This window comes from Mesorhizobium liriopis, assembly GCF_024053505.1.
GTDB lineage: Bacteria > Pseudomonadota > Alphaproteobacteria > Rhizobiales > Rhizobiaceae > Mesorhizobium_B > Mesorhizobium_B liriopis.
Genome location: NZ_JAMXQS010000008.1, coordinates 106,122 through 121,635 on the forward strand (window position 1 = coordinate 106,122; position 15,514 = coordinate 121,635).

A 15,514-nucleotide genomic window follows, 5' to 3' on the forward strand; every position below is an offset into this window, starting at 1 on the left:
CTGCTCTGGCCTCAGCCTCGCGGCCGGGCCTCACGTCATAATCCAATCGCTTGCGCCTTCGCCTTGTCCCACCACCAGAGAGCCTCGACGGGGAAGCCGTAATCGGGCTTCGGCTCCTTGAAGCCGAACGCATCCCAATAGGCCGACTTGTGATTCGCCGAGAACCAATTGGGAATCCAGTCGAGCCGCGCGCGCAAGACCCGGTCGAGCGCACGCAGCGCCACCGCAAGCTCCGCGCGAGTTTCGGCCGCCCCCGCGGCATCGATCAGGGCATCCACCGCAGGGTCGGCCGTGCCCGGCAAGTTGTGCGAGCCTTCGCTGCTGGCCGTGTCGGAATGAAAGCTGTCGAGCACTTCGTCGCGCGTCGGCGTCGCGGTGAAGGATGCGGCCATCATCACCATATCGAAATCGAAGCTGCGCTGACGCTTTTCGTATTGCGTGGAGTCGACCTGCCGGATGCGGGCATCCACGCCCACCGCGCGCAGGTTCTCCACGAATGGACCCATGACGCGGGCAAGCGAATCGTCCTCGACCATGATTTCGAGCACGAGCGTGCCGCCATCCTTTCGCACGAGCGCCCCAGCGCGCTCCCAGCCAGCTTCCTTGAGAAGCCTTGCGGCCTGGCCCAGAAGCTTGCGGTCGCGGCCTGAGCCGTTGGACACCGGCTGGATCACGGCTTCGCCGAACGCTGCATCGGGGATCTTGCCGCGCCAGGGTTCGAGCAGCACCAGTTCCTCGGGCGATGGCACGCCTTCCGCCTTGAAGTCCGAACGCTCGAAGGGCGACTGCGAGCGCGCATAGGCGTTGAAGAAGAGGTTTCGGTTCGTCCATTCGAAGTCGAAGCAGAGTGCGATGGCCTGCCTCACGCGCATATCCTTGAACTGCGCGCGGCGCTGGTTGAGCGCCCAAGCCTGCATGACGGGGCGCAGTTCGGACGAGAATTCGCGCTTCACCACGCGCTTTTCCTGCACTGCCGGAAAGTCGTAGCCGGTCGCCCAGATCCGGCTCGTCGCTTCCTCGCGATATTTGATATCGCCTTTCTTGAAGGCTTCGAAAGCAGCCTGACGGTCGCCGTAGAACTCGATGCGGATGCGGTCGAAATGGTAGAGGCCGCGATTGACGCCAAGGTCGCGCCCCCAGAAATCCGCCACGCGCTCATATTCGATCGATTGGCCCGGTGCCACGCGGCCGACCTTGTAGGGGCCCGAGCCGAGAAGCGGCGCGGTCGCCGCGCGTTCGAAGCCGTTCGCCTCGATGTCGGCTTCGGAAAAGATGGGGAACCCTGCGAGTTGCAGGATCAGACGTGCCGACTGTTTGCCATCGAGCACGAGTTTGAAGGTCTCGCCATCACTCTCGGCCGCTGCCATGCGGCGCAAGGGAAGCATCAGTTGCGGGTGACCTTTCTCCTTCAGGAGCCTGAACGAATAGGCGATGTCGCTGGGTTTGATCGGTGTGCCGTCATGGAAACGGGCTTCGGGGCGGATGCGGAAAAGGAAGCTATTGCGGTCGGGCGCGATCGTGACGCTTCGCGCCACTTCGCCATAGATCGCATCCGGCTCGTCCAGGGCCGAGACCATCAGCGAGGAGAAGCACATCTCCATGCGGGGCGGAGCTTCGCCGCGTAGCGCGTAGGAGTTCAGCGTGTTGAAGGTGAGGGGACTCTGGTTGAAATACCAGTAGGAAGGCGAGAAGTTGAAGGTGCCGCCCTTGGGCGCATCCGGCGAGGCGTAGTCGAAATGCGGGAAGTCCGCCGGATATTTCAGATCGCCGAAGGCCGACATGCCGTGCAGAGGCCTGTCCGTCGGCAGCGCGGCAAACGCTTTATGCGAGAGAAGCGGTGCCGCGAGCGCTGCGCCGCCAAGCGCGAGAAACCCGCGCCGGCTGATGCCGAGCGGCACTCTCACTGCACGCTCCGGTATTTCGCGGCGAGCGCCTTTTCCTTTTCCGGATCAACCCACCAGGATTCCACGTCCGGCCCGATATAGGTCGGCTGTTTGGCGGGAATGCCGAACTTGTTCCAGTAGGCGAGCCACACCTCGGGCCGGTGATATTGTGGGATCACGTAGAAATTCCAAAGCAGCACCCGGTCGAGCGCATGCGTGGTGGCGAGCAGCTCGTCGCGATCCTTGGCAAAGATCACCTTGTCGATCAGCGCATCCACGACCGGGTTCTTGATGCCCGAATAGTTGCGCGACCCCTGCGCGTCCGCCGCGCGCGTCGACCAGTAGTCACGCTGCTCGTTGCCGGGCGAATCCGACTGCGGCAGCGTGGTGGTGATCATGTCGAAGTCGAAGCCGTTGACGCGGTTCACATATTGCGTCGGGTCGACGATGCGCAGGTCGGCCTGGATCCCGATCTTGCGCAGATTGGTGATCAGCGGGTTGAAGATCACCTCGTCGGTCGCATCCTTGCCGAGCATCTGGAAACGGAAGACCTCGCCCGTCTTCGCGTTGACCATCTGCCGGCCTTTGATCGCCCAGCCGGCTTCGCCGAGGAGGCGAACCGCTTCGCGCAGATTGGTGCGCTCGGCTTGGGGGGTATCGTAGACCGGCAGCTTGAAGGGTTCGGTGAGGAGGGCGGGGGGCAGCTTATCCTTGAACTCGGAGAGGATCTCCAACTCGCGGCCCTGAGGCACGCCGCTCGATGCGAGTTCGCTGCCGACATAATAGCTCGACGTGCGCTTGCTCGAATTGAACAGCACCGTGCGGTTCATGGTTTCGAAATCGAAGGCGTAAGTGAGGGCCTGACGCACGCGGACGTCCTGAAAGAGCGGGCGGCGTGTGTTCATCACATAGCCCTGCATGAATGCGCGGGACGAGGCTTCGAATTCCTTTTTGATCACGTCGCCGGCTTGTACGGCCGGGAAATTGTAGGCCGTGTTCCAGCGGCGCGAGCTGTTCTCGGGATTGATGTCCTCAAGCCCGCCTTTGGTGAAAGCGACGAAGGCGGCGTTCTCGTCCTGGATATAGGTGTAGCGCCGCTTGTCGAAATTCTCGCGGCCGAGCTTCACCGGCAGTTTCGCCCCCCAATAGTTCGGCACGCGGGCCCAGACGATCTCCGAGCCCGGCTTGAAGCTTTCGATTCTGTAGGCGGCCGAACCCAGTGGCGGTTCGAGCGTGGGTTGGGTGATGTCGCGCTTACGCCCTTGCGCGTCCGTACCCTCCCACCAATGCTTGGGAAGCACTGCGAGGTCGCCCATGATCTTGGGCAGCTCGCGGTTGCCCTTCTGGTCGAAGCGAAACTCTACCTCATGGTCGTTCAGCGCCACGGCTTCCGAAACGTTCTCGTAGTAGCGGTTGTATTGCGGGCTGTTCTTCTTCAGCACATTGAACGACCAGATCACGTCCTCGGCGGTGATCGGCTGTCCGTCATGCCATTTGGCGGCAGGGTTGAGGCGATAGGTCGCCGAGGAATAGTCGTCGGGGTATTTGTAGGCTTCTGCGACCAGCGCATGGCTGACGCTGGGCTCATCGACCGACTGTTCCATCAGCGTGTCGTAGAGGAGCCCGCCGCCAAAGGCGCCGAAGCCCGCGGCCGGTGTGCCGCGTACGATATACGGGTTGAAGCTGTCGAAAGTGCCGGGCGACACCGTGTTGAGCGTGCCCCCCTTCGGAGCGTCAGGGTTCACATAGTCGTAGTGCTGGAAGTTCTGGCCGTACTTGCTATCGCCGAGCAGGGAAGAAGAGGTCTGCCAGTCCGCGCTCCATGCGTTTGAGACGGCAAACAGGACGGCTGCGGTGCCCCAGGCAATCCCACGGACAGTGCTTCGCGTCATTCCCGACCTTTCGTTCTCGTTTCAGCGAACATACAGATCCCCTTGGGGTATATTCCTGCCGCATTATCCGACGGCGAAGCGAATACGCTTCGAATGGAAACGCTCATAACAAAAAAGCCAGGCGAAACCTGGCTTTTTCAAGAGTGCACCGATGAAAACGGCGTTATTGCGGGCGTGCCGCCTTACTGTGCGGGAGCCGCAGGGGCAGGCGTGGCACCCGAGGGGGCTGCACCCGTCGGTGCGCCGGTCGCCGGTTCGCCGGCCGGCGCGGTTGCGGGAGCCTCGGGAGCTGCGGCGCCTTCGCCGGCAGCAGGCGCCGAGCCGGCAGGGGCCGAAGTGTTCTCAGGTGCCGGCGCCGCATCGGCTGCCGGCAGAGGAGCCGGGTTGTCGGACAGCGTGCGCAGGTAGGCGATCAGGTTCGCGCGCTCGTCATCCTTCTTGAGGCCGGCGAAGCTCATCGCGGTGCCCTTCACATATGATTTAGGCCCGTGAAGAAAGCCGTTGAGGTGCTCGAAGTCCCACTTCTGCGAACCGCCTTGGCTGAATTCCTTCATGCCGGCCGAATAGGCGAAGCCCTCATGGCTTGCGACCGGACGATTGACCACGTCCCACAGGTCGGGACCGACCTTGTTCGGGCCGCCCTTTTCACCGGAATGACAGGCCTGGCACTTCTTGAAGATGGTGGCGCCGGCTTCCGCATTGGCATTGGCGAGAAGCTGGCCGATCGGCACGGCAGCGGCAGTCTCGGCCGTGGCGCCGCCCGTTTCCTCGGTCGCCTCGATGGCATAGCCGGGCTTTTCCGGAACGGGAGCGGCAAACAGGGCATCGGACACGATCGCCACCGAGAATACCATGAAAGCGGCACCCAGTACCGCACCGAGGATCTTGTTGATCTCGAAGGAATCCATCCCTGCCTCTACCACTCAGGCCTGCTGGCCGCGCTCTCCTCAAGCGCGCGCTGGCGTGGGCCATCCTCCCGGAGCGCCCTTTGAAATTGCGGCGAAACTAGGTCTTTTGCCCGACCCGCGCAACACCTATAAGGGCCCGCGCCCATGAGGCGTTTTGACACTTTTCGCCATCCTTCCGGCCCCTTCCTCGAGCATTCTGGCCATGAGCACTCTGGTTCTGATCCCCGCCCGCATCGGCTCGACCCGCCTGCCGGGCAAGCCGCTGGCTCCCATCGGTGACGCGCCGATGATCGTCCACGTCGCGCGCCGTGCCGCTGAAAGCCGTGCCGGCCGCGTGGTGGTGGCAACCGACGACGAGGGCGTGAAGAGGGCGGTGGAAGATCACGGCTTCGAGGCGGTGATGACCCGCGCCGATCACGAATCGGGCTCGGACCGCATCTGGGAAGCGCTGAACCTCGTCGATCCTGAGGCGCAAGCCGACCGCATCGTCAATGTTCAGGGTGACCTGCCGACGCTCGACCCCGCACTGATCTCGGATGCGCTGGCCCTTCTCGACGACCCGGAGGTTGCCATCGGCACGCTTGGGGTCGAGATCACGCGCGAGGATGAGAAGACCAACCCGAATGTGGTGAAGATCGTCGGCTCGCCGCGTTCGGAGAAGCGTCTGCGCGCGCTCTATTTCACCCGCGCCACCGCGCCTTACGGCGATGGCCCGCTGTTTCACCATGTCGGCCTCTACGCTTATCGCCGCGACGCATTGGAGCGTTTCGTCGCGCTCAAGCCCTCGACGCTTGAGCGCCGCGAGAAGCTCGAACAGCTGCGCGCGCTGGAAGCGGGCATGCGCATCGATGCGGCCCTCGTCGGCGGCGTTCCCCTTGGCGTCGATACGCCCGAGGACTTGGAGCGCGCCCGCGAGCTTCTGGCAGGCGATCACCATGGCTGACACGCCTCGCATCGCCTATCAGGGCGAACCCGGTGCCAACTCCGATACCGCCTGCCGCAACGTGTTCGGCGAGAGCATGGAGCCGTTGCCCTGCGCGACCTTTGAGGACGCCTTCGCGGCACTCGCCTCGGGCGCGGCCGAACTCGCCATGATCCCGATCGAGAACACGATCGCGGGCCGCGTGGCAGATATTCATCACCTTCTGCCCGAGTCCGGCTTCCACATCGTCGGCGAATATTTCCTGCCGATCCATTTTCAGCTGATGGTGCTGCCGGGCACGAAGATCGAACGGATCAAGACCGTCCACAGTCACATCCATGCCCTCGGCCAGTGCCGCAAGGTGATCCGCGAAAATGGCTGGACCAAGCAGGTGGCCGGCGATACGGCGGGTGCTGCGCGCCTCGTTCGGGACATGGGCGACCCGACGCAGGCAGCCCTTTCGCCGCGCCTTGCGGCCTCGCTCTATGGGCTCGATATCGTCGCCGAGAACGTCGAGGACACGGAAAACAACGTCACCCGCTTCGTGGTGCTGTCACGCGACAAGAACTGGGCGCCGCGCGCGCATTCCGGGCAGCGCATGATGACGACCTTCGTCTTCCGCGTGCACAATATTCCGGCCGCCCTTTACAAGGCCATGGGCGGTTTCGCGACCAATGGCGTCAACATGGTGAAGCTCGAGTCCTACCAGCTCGGCGGCACTTTTTTCGCGACCCAGTTCTATGCCGACATCGAAGGCCATCCGGACGACCCGAATGTGGCACAGGCACTGAAGGAGCTCGACTTCTTCTCGCGCGAGGTGCGCATTCTTGGCGTCTATCCCGCGCATGAGTGGCGCGACACGCAGGTGCTCGACGGTTAAGACCCCACCTGCGCCACTCTCGGCGCAGTCTTGCGGCATGGGGCGAAGAGGTCGAGCGCCGGCTTTCGGAGACTTGTCTCGACATCCATCAGGCTGAGCATGGATGGAAACAGGTTGTCCTGCGAGACGCTCTCGTCGGCATGGGCGCGCAGGCAGCTTGCGTCGATGCCGGCATCCTTCGTGAAACTGTCGCCCAGCCAGACCGCCATCGGCACATGGGTCTGCTCGGCGGGCGCCATGAAATAGGGTGTGCCGTGCATGTAAAGCCCGTCTTCGCCGAGCGACTCGCCGTGGTCCGACACGAAAACCATCGCCGGCTCGATCCGCCCATCGCGCGCCTTCAGCTTGCGGATCACCTCGCCGAGGATGTGGTCGGAATAGAGCAGGGAATTGTCATAGGCGTTGACGATCTCCGCTCGGCTGCAGTCGGTGAGATGGGCTGACAGGCACTCAGGCTCGAAGCGGCGAAACGCGGCGGGGTAGCGCTTGTGATAGGACGGCCCGTGGCTGCCCAGCATGTGCAGAACCAGAACCGTATCCTGCTTCACGCCATCCAGAAACGGATCGAGCCCGTCGAGCAAAGTCTGGTCGTAGCATTCGCCCCCCTCGCATTCGGCCGGATTCTTGTTGCCCATGCGATGATACTCGACCCGGTCGGCGACGCCCTTGGAGCCGGTATTGTTGTCCCACCAGACCACGGGAATGCCCGCATGCTTGAGAACGTCGGTGAGGTTCTCGGTCGAGAGGCCCTTGTAGTCGGAATAGTCGGCGCGCCCATATTTCGAGAACATGCAGGGCACGGAAACGGCGGTGGAGGTGCCACAGCTGGTGGCATGGGGATAGTTGATCGCTTCCGTTTCGCGCAGTTCAGGCGTTGTGTCGCGCTCGTAGCCGTTCAGCCCGAAATTCTGTGCGCGTGCGGTTTCGCCCACCACGATCACGGCAAGGCGCGGCGGACGGGCCGCATTGGCTTCATGACGGGCATCGAGCCCGATCGGCTCCAGCGTGGCGTGCGCATTGCGCCAGCTGACCACACCGAACTTCACCGCCGCCGTGATGGGCCCCCCGGGATTCGAGCTTTCCAGGAGATCGCCGTGTTCGCGGAAGGTCGAGGCAAGGCCGGCATAGTTGAGGAAGATCAGCCCGCAGGCGGCGAAGATCAGTGGAAACACCACCGCGCTGTTATGTGCGAGCTTGCGAAGAAAAGGCTCATGGCGAACCTCGACCCACAGAATGAACAGGCTCGGCAGCAGCCCGTAGAGCACCATGTGCATCACGAGCGCCGGGCTCATGAAGCTGCCGGCTTCCCCGGGCGTGGTGTTGAAGAGATCGCGCACCATGTCGCGCGTGATGACGATGCCGAAATCATCCACGAAATAGGAGGCCGCCGCCGAAACGATCACGAAAAGGACCAGCACGGGCTTGATCACATATTTCGCGGAGAAGCTCACGCAGAGAGCGATGATCAGAAGGGCGAAGGCAAGCGCGAAGCTGAAGCCTTCGATCGGCGAGTGGTCGAAATAGGTCAGCGCATGCGCCCAGAAGGTCCGGTTGAGGACCGCAAGAAGATAGGCGGCGGTAAGGACAGCCAGCGCGATGCTGGAAAGGCGGGGGCGGAAAAGACGCATGGTGGAGGACTTCAGCGGATGAGCCGCGTGGATTGAAGCCACCTCGATTGCGTCGGAATTGAGCCGGCGTCTTTGCGTTCGCTCAGTTCTCCGCCCAAAAGCGGATCAGCTGCGAGGCGATCGCACTCTGCGGCGGGATGACGAGCCCGTCGGGATGGGCATTGTCGATCATCAGCCGCACCTCGTCGCGCGAGAACCAGCGGCAGGATTCGAGCTCCTCCAAATCTGCATCGACCTGGGTGTCGAGCGCTTCGCCGAAGCAGCCGATCATGAGCGAATGGGGGAAGGGCCAGGGCTGGCTGGCGTGGTAGGCGACGCGGCCGAGCCGGATGCCTGACTCCTCGAAGGTCTCGCGCCGGACCGCATCCTCGATCGTCTCGCCGGGCTCGATGAAGCCGGCCAGTGCCGAATACATGCCCGGCGCGAAGTGGGCGCCGCGCCCGAGCAGGCAGGCATCGGGTTGGACGGTCAACATGATGACCACCGGATCGGTGCGCGGGAAATGCTCGGCAGCGCAGGATGGGCAGGCGCGCTTGACGCCGCCGCCGCGCATTTCACTCGGATGTCCGCAGCGCGCGCAGAACCGGTTGTTGGCATGCCAGTTGAGCAGGGCATTGGCTTGCGCCAGCGCACCCATCAGCGCTTCGTCGGGTGTGCCTTGCGCATAAAGCCCGCGCAGGGGCACGGCTTCGAAACCTGACTGTGGCTCGCCTTCCGGGGCGAGTGCCAGAACCGGATGGGTCTCGTTCCAGCCAAGCAGGACGGTCAAGCCCGGGAGCCCGCCGATCTCCGAGGGGGCGAAGCTGGTTCGGCCTTCGCGCGTCCAGACCTGTCCATTGGCGACGAGCAGAACCCGCGCCGAAGGATCGGCCAGAGCCCGCTCGATGTCGTCGTCACCGCGCTGCTCGGAGCGGCGATCGATGCGATTGCCGGCGAAGCCGTTGAAAGCGCTGGCCTCGCGCTCGGGCGCATTCCAAAGAGGGAAGGGCATGGAGGCTAAAGTGCCGCGCGAACGCGTTCGGCGAGCCTGCGCATCGCATCCGGCTTGTAGGGCTCGCGCGGCCCGTAGCCCCAGACTGGGCCGGGCCATCCGGCATCGTTCTCCGAGCGCGCGACCACATGCACATGCAGCTGCCGCACGATGTTGCCGAGCGCGCCGGTGTTGATCTTGGTGCAGCCGGACACGCGCTTGAGCGCCTGAGCCACCATATTGGTCTCGAATGTCAGCATCGTCTGGTCGAGTGGTGTCAGGTCGTGCACTTCCTCGATGCCCGGCCGCTGCGGCACGAGGATCAGCCAAGGCCAGCGCGCATCGTCCATCATTCGCAACTCGCACAGGCCGAGCCACATCACGGGCTCGCTGTCACCTTCGAGCCTGCGGTCGAGCTCGAAACCGGCCTTGAGGCCAGGAAGCATCGGCGTTCCCTCTTTATCTTATAGGCAAAAGGCTAGAGCGCGCCCTGACCTTGAGCAAGGGTGGGCAGGTGCTTTTCACTCAAATCCCGGCTTGCATTCCCTGTTCCGATTGCCGATATGTCTTTTCGGGAGGTTGGTGGTGGACGAGCCACTCGCCAACCGGGTCAGGTCCGGAAGGAAGCAGCCCTAACGAGCCCCGGCACGGGTCATCGTGCCAGCCTCCCACCTCTCATCCCGCTTGCGGCGCGGTTCGCGCGCCGGGCGGCTGAATGAAAATCTGAAGCGCCGTGGAATTGAACGCCTGTTGGTTGACGGGCGAACGATGCCCGGCGACAGTCGGCCCGACGATATTCGGGTTGCGTCTGGAGAGTTCGAAAAGCGGATGGCGGACACGCAAGGCAGCGAAGCGGGGCAGGCCGGCCGGACCGACAAGACCGGCTACCGCGTCCTCGCACGCAAATACCGCCCCGCCGACTTTTCCTCGCTGATCGGCCAGGAGCCGATGGTCCGCACCCTGACCAACGCGTTCAGCAGCGGCCGCATTGCGCAAGCCTGGATGCTGACCGGCGTGCGCGGCGTGGGCAAGACCACCACAGCGCGCATCCTTGCGCGTGCGCTCAATTACAAGACCGCGGAAATCAACGCGCCCTCGGTCGATCTGACTGTTCCCGGCGAGCACTGCCAGGCCATCATGGAAGGCCGCCATGTCGATGTGATCGAGATGGACGCGGCCTCGCATACGGGCGTGGACAATATGCGCGACCTGCTCGAACAGGTGCGCTACGCGCCGGTTTCCGCGCGCTACAAGGTCTATATCATCGACGAAGTGCACATGCTTTCGGGCGGCGCCTTCAACGCGATGCTGAAGACGCTGGAGGAGCCGCCGCCGCATGTGAAATTCATCTTCGCGACGACCGAAATCCGCAAGGTGCCGATCACGGTCTTGTCGCGTTGCCAGCGCTTCGACCTGCGCCGCGTCGAGCCCAATGTGCTCGTGCCCCATCTGCAGGGCATCATGAGCAAGGAGGGCGTGGAGGCCGAAGGCGATGCCTTGGCGCTGGTCGCACGCGCGGCCGAAGGCTCGGTGCGCGACGCGTTGTCCATTCTCGATCAGGCCATTGCGCATAGCGGCGGCGCGGTCTCCGCCGAGGCCGTGCGCGACATGCTGGGTCTGGCCGACCGCGCGCGTGTGGTCGATCTCTTCGAGCATCTGATGAAGGGTGACGTCGCGCAGGCGCTGACCGAGTTTCGCGCGCAGTATGATGCCGGCGCCGATCCGTCCGCCGTGCTGACCGACCTCGCCGAGTTCACCCATCTCGTCTCCAAGCTGCGTTTTCTCGAAAACAGCACGGATGCGACGCTGACGCCCGACGAGCGCGAGCGGGGCGGGGCATTCGCGAAATCGCTGTCCACCGCCGTGCTGTCGCGGGCCTGGCAGATGCTCCTGAAGGGCTTGAGCGAGGTTGCCGGTGCGCCGCGTCCGGCGAGTGCCGCGGAAATGGTGCTGATCCGCATCGCACATGCCGCGCATCTGCCGACCTTGGACGAAGCCTTGCGCTCGCTCGAAAACGGCGCGGCGTCGAACGGCGTCACCGCCCGCTCGCTGCCTGCGACGCCGCGCCCCACCAATGGCGACGGCGCACCGCCGCCGATGCAGAGCTATGCGCCGTCCACATCCGGGCCCGCCGCCACCATGCGCCGCGCGCCGGAACCCGTGGCGGAGGCGCCCGTCGAGACCGGTCCGCGCGTGGGGACCATTCAGGATGTGGTGAGCCTCGCCGAGTTGCATCGCGATCTCGCCTTCAAGGTTCTGCTCAAGCGCTGCGTGCGCCCGGTCAAGATCGAGCAGAACAAGATGGAGGTGAGCTTCACGGAGGACGCGCCACCGACGCTTGCGACCGATCTGACCACGCGCCTGCGCAAATGGACCGGCCAGAACTGGTTCGTCTCGGTCTCGAAACGCGAGGGCGGCAAGACGCTCAGCGAGATCGAGACCGCGCGCCGCGAGGACGCTTTCACCGATGCGCGCTCCGATCCGACGGTTGCCGAGATCCTCGCCCGCTTTCCCGGCGCCAAGATCACCGATGTCCGCATCGCGGTTTCGGACGACGAAGTCGCTGAGGCGGAAATGTCTACGGACGCGCCCGACACGCCCGGCCTCGACCCTATCGAGGCCGATGACGACGACAACGATTAGGAGATCGACGGGATGAAGGATTTGCTCGGCCTGATGGGCAAGGCCAAGGAGATGCAGGCGAAGTTCCAGTCCATGCAGGAAGAGATCGCCAATCTCGAAGCCACCGGCAATTCCGGCGGCGGGCTGGTTTCAGTCACGCTGTCGGGCAAGTTCGAGATGCGCTCGCTCAAGATCGACCCTTCGCTGGTGAAGCCTGACGAGGCGGAGATCCTGGAGGATCTGGTGCTGGCCGCGTTCAACGACGCACGGGCGAAGGTCGAGGCCGAGATGCAGGAAAAGACGCAGTCGCTGACGGCCGGGTTGCCGATCCCGCCGGGGATGAAGCTGCCTTTTTAGAGAGGCGGCTTTGGCCAATCGGCTCGGTCTACCAACTAATCGGGTTGCCGAGCCAAAGATCTGCGATGATCGTGCCTGCCACGAAAAACACGCCGTTGACCACGATCAGGGCGATTGTCGCGAGCAGAGCCAGAAGAGCGGAGCCAATTGGGCGAGAGCGGAAGAAGTAGAAGATCAGGGCAAAGACGCCGAAGATTGCCACCAGCCAGATCAGGGAGCGCTTAACGGGATAGTTTCGCTCGCGTGCATCCCAGACGCACCACCTTGCGATCAATAAGCCGAAAGCGAGTGTGACTCCGATCCCGATCCAGAATTCCGCCGCCCCGCCTAGAGGAATGAACGGATCGGCGATGCCGACGAGGAGCGACACCAGAAAAGTCGCTGCGAGGATTAAAGTCTTTGGCTGCAAACCCTATATTCTCCTTATCAGTTCCGCTTTTCTGAAACACGCTCGCCATAGCTTCACAGCGGGCGCAAAAGCTTTTTGTCGCTGTCCCCATTTCGAGCTGTTTTCGTTTATGTCCAAGCGCATCGCCGGCCCCGAGATCGAGAAACTGATCCAGCTACTCGCCCGCGTGCCGGGTCTGGGCCCGCGTTCGGCGCGCCGCGCAGCGCTTCATCTCATCAAGAAGAAAGACCAGCTGTTGGTCCCCCTCTCGCAGGCCATGACCAGCGCGGCAGAGAACGTCCGCGTCTGCTCGCGCTGCGGCAATGTCGATACGACCGATCCTTGCACGGTCTGTTCCGACCCGCGCCGTGATCCGGCGACCGTGATCGTGGTCGAGGACGTGGCCGATCTCTGGGCGCTCGAGCGGGCCGGCGCGTTGAACGCGGGCTACCATGTGCTCGGCGGCACGCTTTCGCCGCTCGACGGAATCGGGCCTGACCAGCTTACCATCCGCCAGCTCGTGTCGCGCGTGGCGGAAGGCGAGATCAAGGAGGTGGTGCTCGCCGTGAACGCCACCGTCGAGGGCCAGACCACGGCGCATTACCTGACCGATCAGCTGAGCGGCATGGATGTGCGTGTGACGAGGCTTGCCTACGGCGTGCCGGTCGGCGGCGAACTCGACTATCTGGACGAGGGTACATTGTCCGCCGCTCTCCGTGCCCGCACGGCATTTTAGAGACTGTTTGAGGCAAGGCCGCGTGGGTTAGGGTGCCGCCCATGGTACGTTCCACGATCCGCACCACGCTTCTCGCCTGCCTCGCATCGCTGCCGCTAATGGGCGCGGTCCAGGCGGCGCCCATCGATGACCAGTTTCAGACCTGGCTCTCCGCCGACCTCTGGCCTGACGCGAAGAAGGCCGGCGTCTCCAAGGCGACGTTCGACGCGGCCTTCAAGGGTGTCGAGCCCAACCTGAAACTGCCCGACCTTGTCCTGCCCGGCCAGAAGCCGGAAACGCCCACCAAGCAGCATCAAGCGGAGTTCCGCTCGCCTGCTGCCTACTTCGCGCCCAAGACCGTGGACGCCGTGGTGAATGGCGGGCGCTCGCGCCTGCAATCGAATGCCCGCACGCTGGCGCGGATCGAGAAGCAGAGCGGCGTGCCGGGGCCGGTGCTGCTGGCCGTCTGGGGTCGTGAGTCGGGCTTTGGTGCGGCCAAGATTCCCTACGACGCCTTCGAGGTTCTGAGCACCAAGGCCTTTCTTTCGACGCGCAAGGAGATGTTCCGCGCGGAAGTGATCGCAGCCCTCCAGATGCTCCAAAGCGGGCGCGTGACGCGCGCCGATATGCGTTCGTCCTGGGCGGGCGCGCTCGGCCAGCCGCAGTTCATGCCGACCTCGTTCCTGAAGAACGCCGTCGATGGCGATGGCGACGGGCATGTCGATATCTGGACCTCGACGCCCGATGTGCTCGCCTCCATCGCCAACTACCTCGACCATTATGGCTGGCAGAAGGGGCGCGACTGGGGCTTCGAGGTGAACTTGCCCGAAAGCGTCTCCTGCGCGCTCGAAGGACCGGATCGCGGCAAGAAGTTCGGCGAATGGGCCAAGCTCGGCATCACCCGCGCGAACGGCAGGCCGTTTCCGAAGGCCGAGATGAACAAGGAAGGCTTCCTGATGCTGCCCGCCGGCCGCTCGGGGCCGGCATTCCTCGTCACGCCGAATTTCTATGTGCTCAAGGAATACAATGAGAGCGATCTTTACGCCCTCTTCATCGGTCACGGCGCGGACCGCATCGGTGGCGCGAAGAGCGGGTTTGCGGGCACATGGCAGCCGGTCGAGGGTCTGATGCGCTCGGACGTGGCGAGCCTCCAGCGCGCTTTGAGCGCCAAGGGTTACGACACGGGTGGTGCGGATGGCTTGCCAGGCTTTCGCACGCGTCGTTCGATCGGCGAGTGGCAGACCGCCCAAGGCCAGCCTGCCACGTGCTATCCGAATGCCGCTTTGGTGAAAGCGGTTCGCTAGGCCGCTTGCTTCAGCTCCTCGCACGACTGCGCGAGGATTTCGAACGAGCGCTTGCGCGCCTGATGATCGAATATCTGTGCCGTCACCATCAGCTCGTCCGCGCCGGTGTGCGCCGCGAATTCCGCCACGCCGCGCCGGACCACATCCGGGCCGCCCACCACCGAGCATGAGAGCGCCGAGGCGAGGATCGGCTTGAAGCGCGGATCGAGGTTTTCTTCATAAGCTTCAACCGGCGGCGGCAGCTTGCCGGCGCGGCCCGTGCGCAGGTTCACGAAAGCCTGCTGGAGCGAGGAGAAGAGCAGTTGCGCCTCGTCGTCCGTGTCGGCGGCGAAGACGTTGAGGCCCAGCATCACATAAGGCCGGTCGAGTTGTTCGGAGGGCTCGAAGCGTTCGCGATAGATGCGAATGGCGCTTTCCATCTCTGCCGGCGCGAAATGCGAGGCGAAGGCGTAAGGCAGGCCGAGCATGGCCGCGAGTTGGGCGCCATAAAGGCTGGAGCCGAGGATCCAGACCGGCACTTCCTCGCCCTCGCCGGGAAAGGCATGCACGTTCGAGCCGGGATCACCCTTGAAGTAGCGCATCAGCTCGATGACGGAGCGCGGAAAATCGTCTTCCTGGTTGAGGCTGCGTCGCAGCGCATGCGCCGTGCCCATGTCGGTGCCCGGCGCGCGGCCGAGGCCCAGATCGATGCGCCCGGGATGGAGGGCGGCGAGCGTGCCGAACTGTTCGGCGATCACCAGCGGCGCGTGGTTGGGTAGCATCACGCCGCCGGAGCCGACACGGATCGTGGAAGTGGCGGCGGCCACATGGGCGAGCGCCACGGCGGTCGCAGCACTCGCAATACCCGCCATGTTGTGATGCTCGGCCATCCAATAGCGCTTGAAGCCAAGCTTCTCCGCGTGCTGCGCAAGGTCGATGGAGTTTCTGAGCGCATCGCCCGAGCTCGAACCTTCGGGCACCGGGGCGAGGTCGAGAACCGAAAGGTCGGCCATGAGATGTCTCCTGAACGGAAATGTTTCATTCCATATGGGAGGTGCGCCGGCCG

The 15,514-nt window shown here is 63.9% G+C and carries 14 protein-coding genes and 1 other RNA gene; 7 read left to right on the forward strand and 8 right to left on the reverse strand.

The annotated features are described in order from the left end of the window. Positions 1-35 precede the first annotated feature (35 nt). From NGM99_RS16860 to NGM99_RS16870, 3 genes are all read right to left on the reverse strand, one after another. Complete coding sequence (locus NGM99_RS16860) at positions 36-1,904, reverse strand: extracellular solute-binding protein (protein ID WP_435371447.1); 1,869 nt, start codon at positions 1,902-1,904, stop codon at positions 36-38. Then, entirely contained in the window at positions 1,901-3,775 is a 1,875-nt protein-coding gene (locus tag NGM99_RS16865; RefSeq protein WP_252821051.1) for an extracellular solute-binding protein, read from the reverse strand. The genes NGM99_RS16860 and NGM99_RS16865 overlap by 4 nt, the downstream gene beginning before the upstream one ends. A 182-nt stretch (positions 3,776-3,957) precedes the next feature. Continuing rightward, positions 3,958-4,683 (reverse strand): c-type cytochrome, encoded by a 726-nt coding sequence (locus NGM99_RS16870; protein ID WP_252821053.1) that lies wholly within the window; start codon positions 4,681-4,683, stop codon positions 3,958-3,960. 202 nt (positions 4,684-4,885) lie between these two features. Between NGM99_RS16870 and NGM99_RS16875 the strand changes: the two genes are divergently transcribed. Together NGM99_RS16875 and NGM99_RS16880 are read left to right on the forward strand one after the other, a co-directional pair. Beyond that, the gene (locus NGM99_RS16875) at positions 4,886-5,626 is read left to right on the forward strand and encodes a 3-deoxy-manno-octulosonate cytidylyltransferase (RefSeq protein WP_252821055.1); all 741 of its coding nucleotides are present in this window, start codon (positions 4,886-4,888) and stop codon (positions 5,624-5,626) included. Continuing rightward, a complete protein-coding gene (locus NGM99_RS16880) occupies positions 5,619-6,485 on the forward strand; it encodes a prephenate dehydratase (RefSeq protein ID WP_252821057.1) in 867 nt (288 codons plus the stop codon). The genes NGM99_RS16875 and NGM99_RS16880 overlap by 8 nt, the downstream gene beginning before the upstream one ends. Here the strand turns inward: NGM99_RS16880 and NGM99_RS16885 are convergent. The 3 genes from NGM99_RS16885 to NGM99_RS16895 form a co-directional block, all read right to left on the reverse strand. After that, positions 6,482-8,113 (reverse strand): phosphoethanolamine transferase, encoded by a 1,632-nt coding sequence (locus tag NGM99_RS16885; protein ID WP_252821059.1) that lies wholly within the window; start codon positions 8,111-8,113, stop codon positions 6,482-6,484. The two genes, NGM99_RS16880 and NGM99_RS16885, sit on opposite strands and share 4 nt — an antisense overlap. 82 nt (positions 8,114-8,195) lie before the next feature. Continuing rightward, positions 8,196-9,104 (reverse strand): NAD(+) diphosphatase, encoded by a 909-nt coding sequence (nudC, locus tag NGM99_RS16890; RefSeq protein WP_252821061.1) that lies wholly within the window; start codon positions 9,102-9,104, stop codon positions 8,196-8,198. Between the two features lie 5 nt (positions 9,105-9,109). Further along, positions 9,110-9,529 (reverse strand): HIT domain-containing protein, encoded by a 420-nt coding sequence (locus NGM99_RS16895; RefSeq protein WP_252821063.1) that lies wholly within the window; start codon positions 9,527-9,529, stop codon positions 9,110-9,112. 128 nt (positions 9,530-9,657) lie between these two features. Between NGM99_RS16895 and ffs the strand changes: the two genes are divergently transcribed. The 3 genes from ffs to NGM99_RS16910 all read left to right on the forward strand — a co-directional run bounded on the left by ffs (position 9,658) and on the right by NGM99_RS16910 (position 12,062). Continuing rightward, positions 9,658-9,755, forward strand: an RNA gene (ffs, locus tag NGM99_RS16900) — signal recognition particle sRNA small type. Positions 9,756-9,911: 156 nt separating this feature from the next. Beyond that, positions 9,912-11,726, forward strand: a complete 1,815-nt coding sequence (locus tag NGM99_RS16905) for a DNA polymerase III subunit gamma/tau (RefSeq protein ID WP_252821065.1) — start codon at positions 9,912-9,914, stop codon at positions 11,724-11,726. 12 nt (positions 11,727-11,738) lie between these two features. Further along, on the forward strand, positions 11,739-12,062 hold the full coding sequence (locus tag NGM99_RS16910; protein ID WP_252821067.1) for a YbaB/EbfC family nucleoid-associated protein: 324 nt from the start codon (positions 11,739-11,741) through the stop codon (positions 12,060-12,062). 28 nt (positions 12,063-12,090) lie between these two features. On the opposite strand, the gene NGM99_RS16915 is transcribed toward NGM99_RS16910, so the two are convergent. Further along, positions 12,091-12,432, reverse strand: coding sequence for a hypothetical protein (locus NGM99_RS16915; RefSeq protein ID WP_252821068.1), 342 nt, complete (start codon positions 12,430-12,432; stop codon positions 12,091-12,093). Between the two features lie 148 nt (positions 12,433-12,580). Between NGM99_RS16915 and recR the strand changes: the two genes are divergently transcribed. Both recR and NGM99_RS16925 read left to right on the forward strand, forming a co-directional pair. After that, positions 12,581-13,186: a recombination mediator RecR gene (recR, locus tag NGM99_RS16920; protein WP_252821070.1), complete on the forward strand. Its 606-nt coding sequence runs from the start codon at positions 12,581-12,583 to the stop codon at positions 13,184-13,186. A gap of 41 nt (positions 13,187-13,227) precedes the next feature. Continuing rightward, complete coding sequence (locus NGM99_RS16925) at positions 13,228-14,469, forward strand: lytic murein transglycosylase (RefSeq protein ID WP_435371448.1); 1,242 nt, start codon at positions 13,228-13,230, stop codon at positions 14,467-14,469. Here the strand turns inward: NGM99_RS16925 and NGM99_RS16930 are convergent. After that, a complete protein-coding gene (locus NGM99_RS16930) occupies positions 14,466-15,461 on the reverse strand; it encodes an LLM class flavin-dependent oxidoreductase (RefSeq protein WP_252821072.1) in 996 nt (331 codons plus the stop codon). The two genes, NGM99_RS16925 and NGM99_RS16930, sit on opposite strands and share 4 nt — an antisense overlap. Between the last annotated feature and the right edge of the window lie 53 nt (positions 15,462-15,514).

Bases quoted from the DNA above. Each gene is read 5' to 3' on its own strand.
- NGM99_RS16865 (WP_252821051.1), bottom strand. From the start codon at position 3,775: ATGACGCGAAGCACTGTCCGTGGGATTGCCTGGGGCACCGCAGCCGTC.
- NGM99_RS16870 (WP_252821053.1), bottom strand. From the start codon at position 4,683: ATGGATTCCTTCGAGATCAACAAGATCCTCGGTGCGGTACTGGGTGCC.
- NGM99_RS16875 (WP_252821055.1), top strand. From the start codon at position 4,886: ATGAGCACTCTGGTTCTGATCCCCGCCCGCATCGGCTCGACCCGCCTG.
- NGM99_RS16880 (WP_252821057.1), top strand. From the start codon at position 5,619: ATGGCTGACACGCCTCGCATCGCCTATCAGGGCGAACCCGGTGCCAAC.
- NGM99_RS16885 (WP_252821059.1), bottom strand. From the start codon at position 8,113: ATGCGTCTTTTCCGCCCCCGCCTTTCCAGCATCGCGCTGGCTGTCCTT.
- nudC (WP_252821061.1), bottom strand. From the start codon at position 9,104: ATGCCCTTCCCTCTTTGGAATGCGCCCGAGCGCGAGGCCAGCGCTTTC.
- NGM99_RS16895 (WP_252821063.1), bottom strand. From the start codon at position 9,529: ATGCTTCCTGGCCTCAAGGCCGGTTTCGAGCTCGACCGCAGGCTCGAA.
- NGM99_RS16905 (WP_252821065.1), top strand. From the start codon at position 9,912: ATGGCGGACACGCAAGGCAGCGAAGCGGGGCAGGCCGGCCGGACCGAC.
- NGM99_RS16910 (WP_252821067.1), top strand. From the start codon at position 11,739: ATGAAGGATTTGCTCGGCCTGATGGGCAAGGCCAAGGAGATGCAGGCG.
- recR (WP_252821070.1), top strand. From the start codon at position 12,581: ATGTCCAAGCGCATCGCCGGCCCCGAGATCGAGAAACTGATCCAGCTA.
- NGM99_RS16925 (WP_435371448.1), top strand. From the start codon at position 13,228: ATGGTACGTTCCACGATCCGCACCACGCTTCTCGCCTGCCTCGCATCG.
- NGM99_RS16930 (WP_252821072.1), bottom strand. From the start codon at position 15,461: ATGGCCGACCTTTCGGTTCTCGACCTCGCCCCGGTGCCCGAAGGTTCG.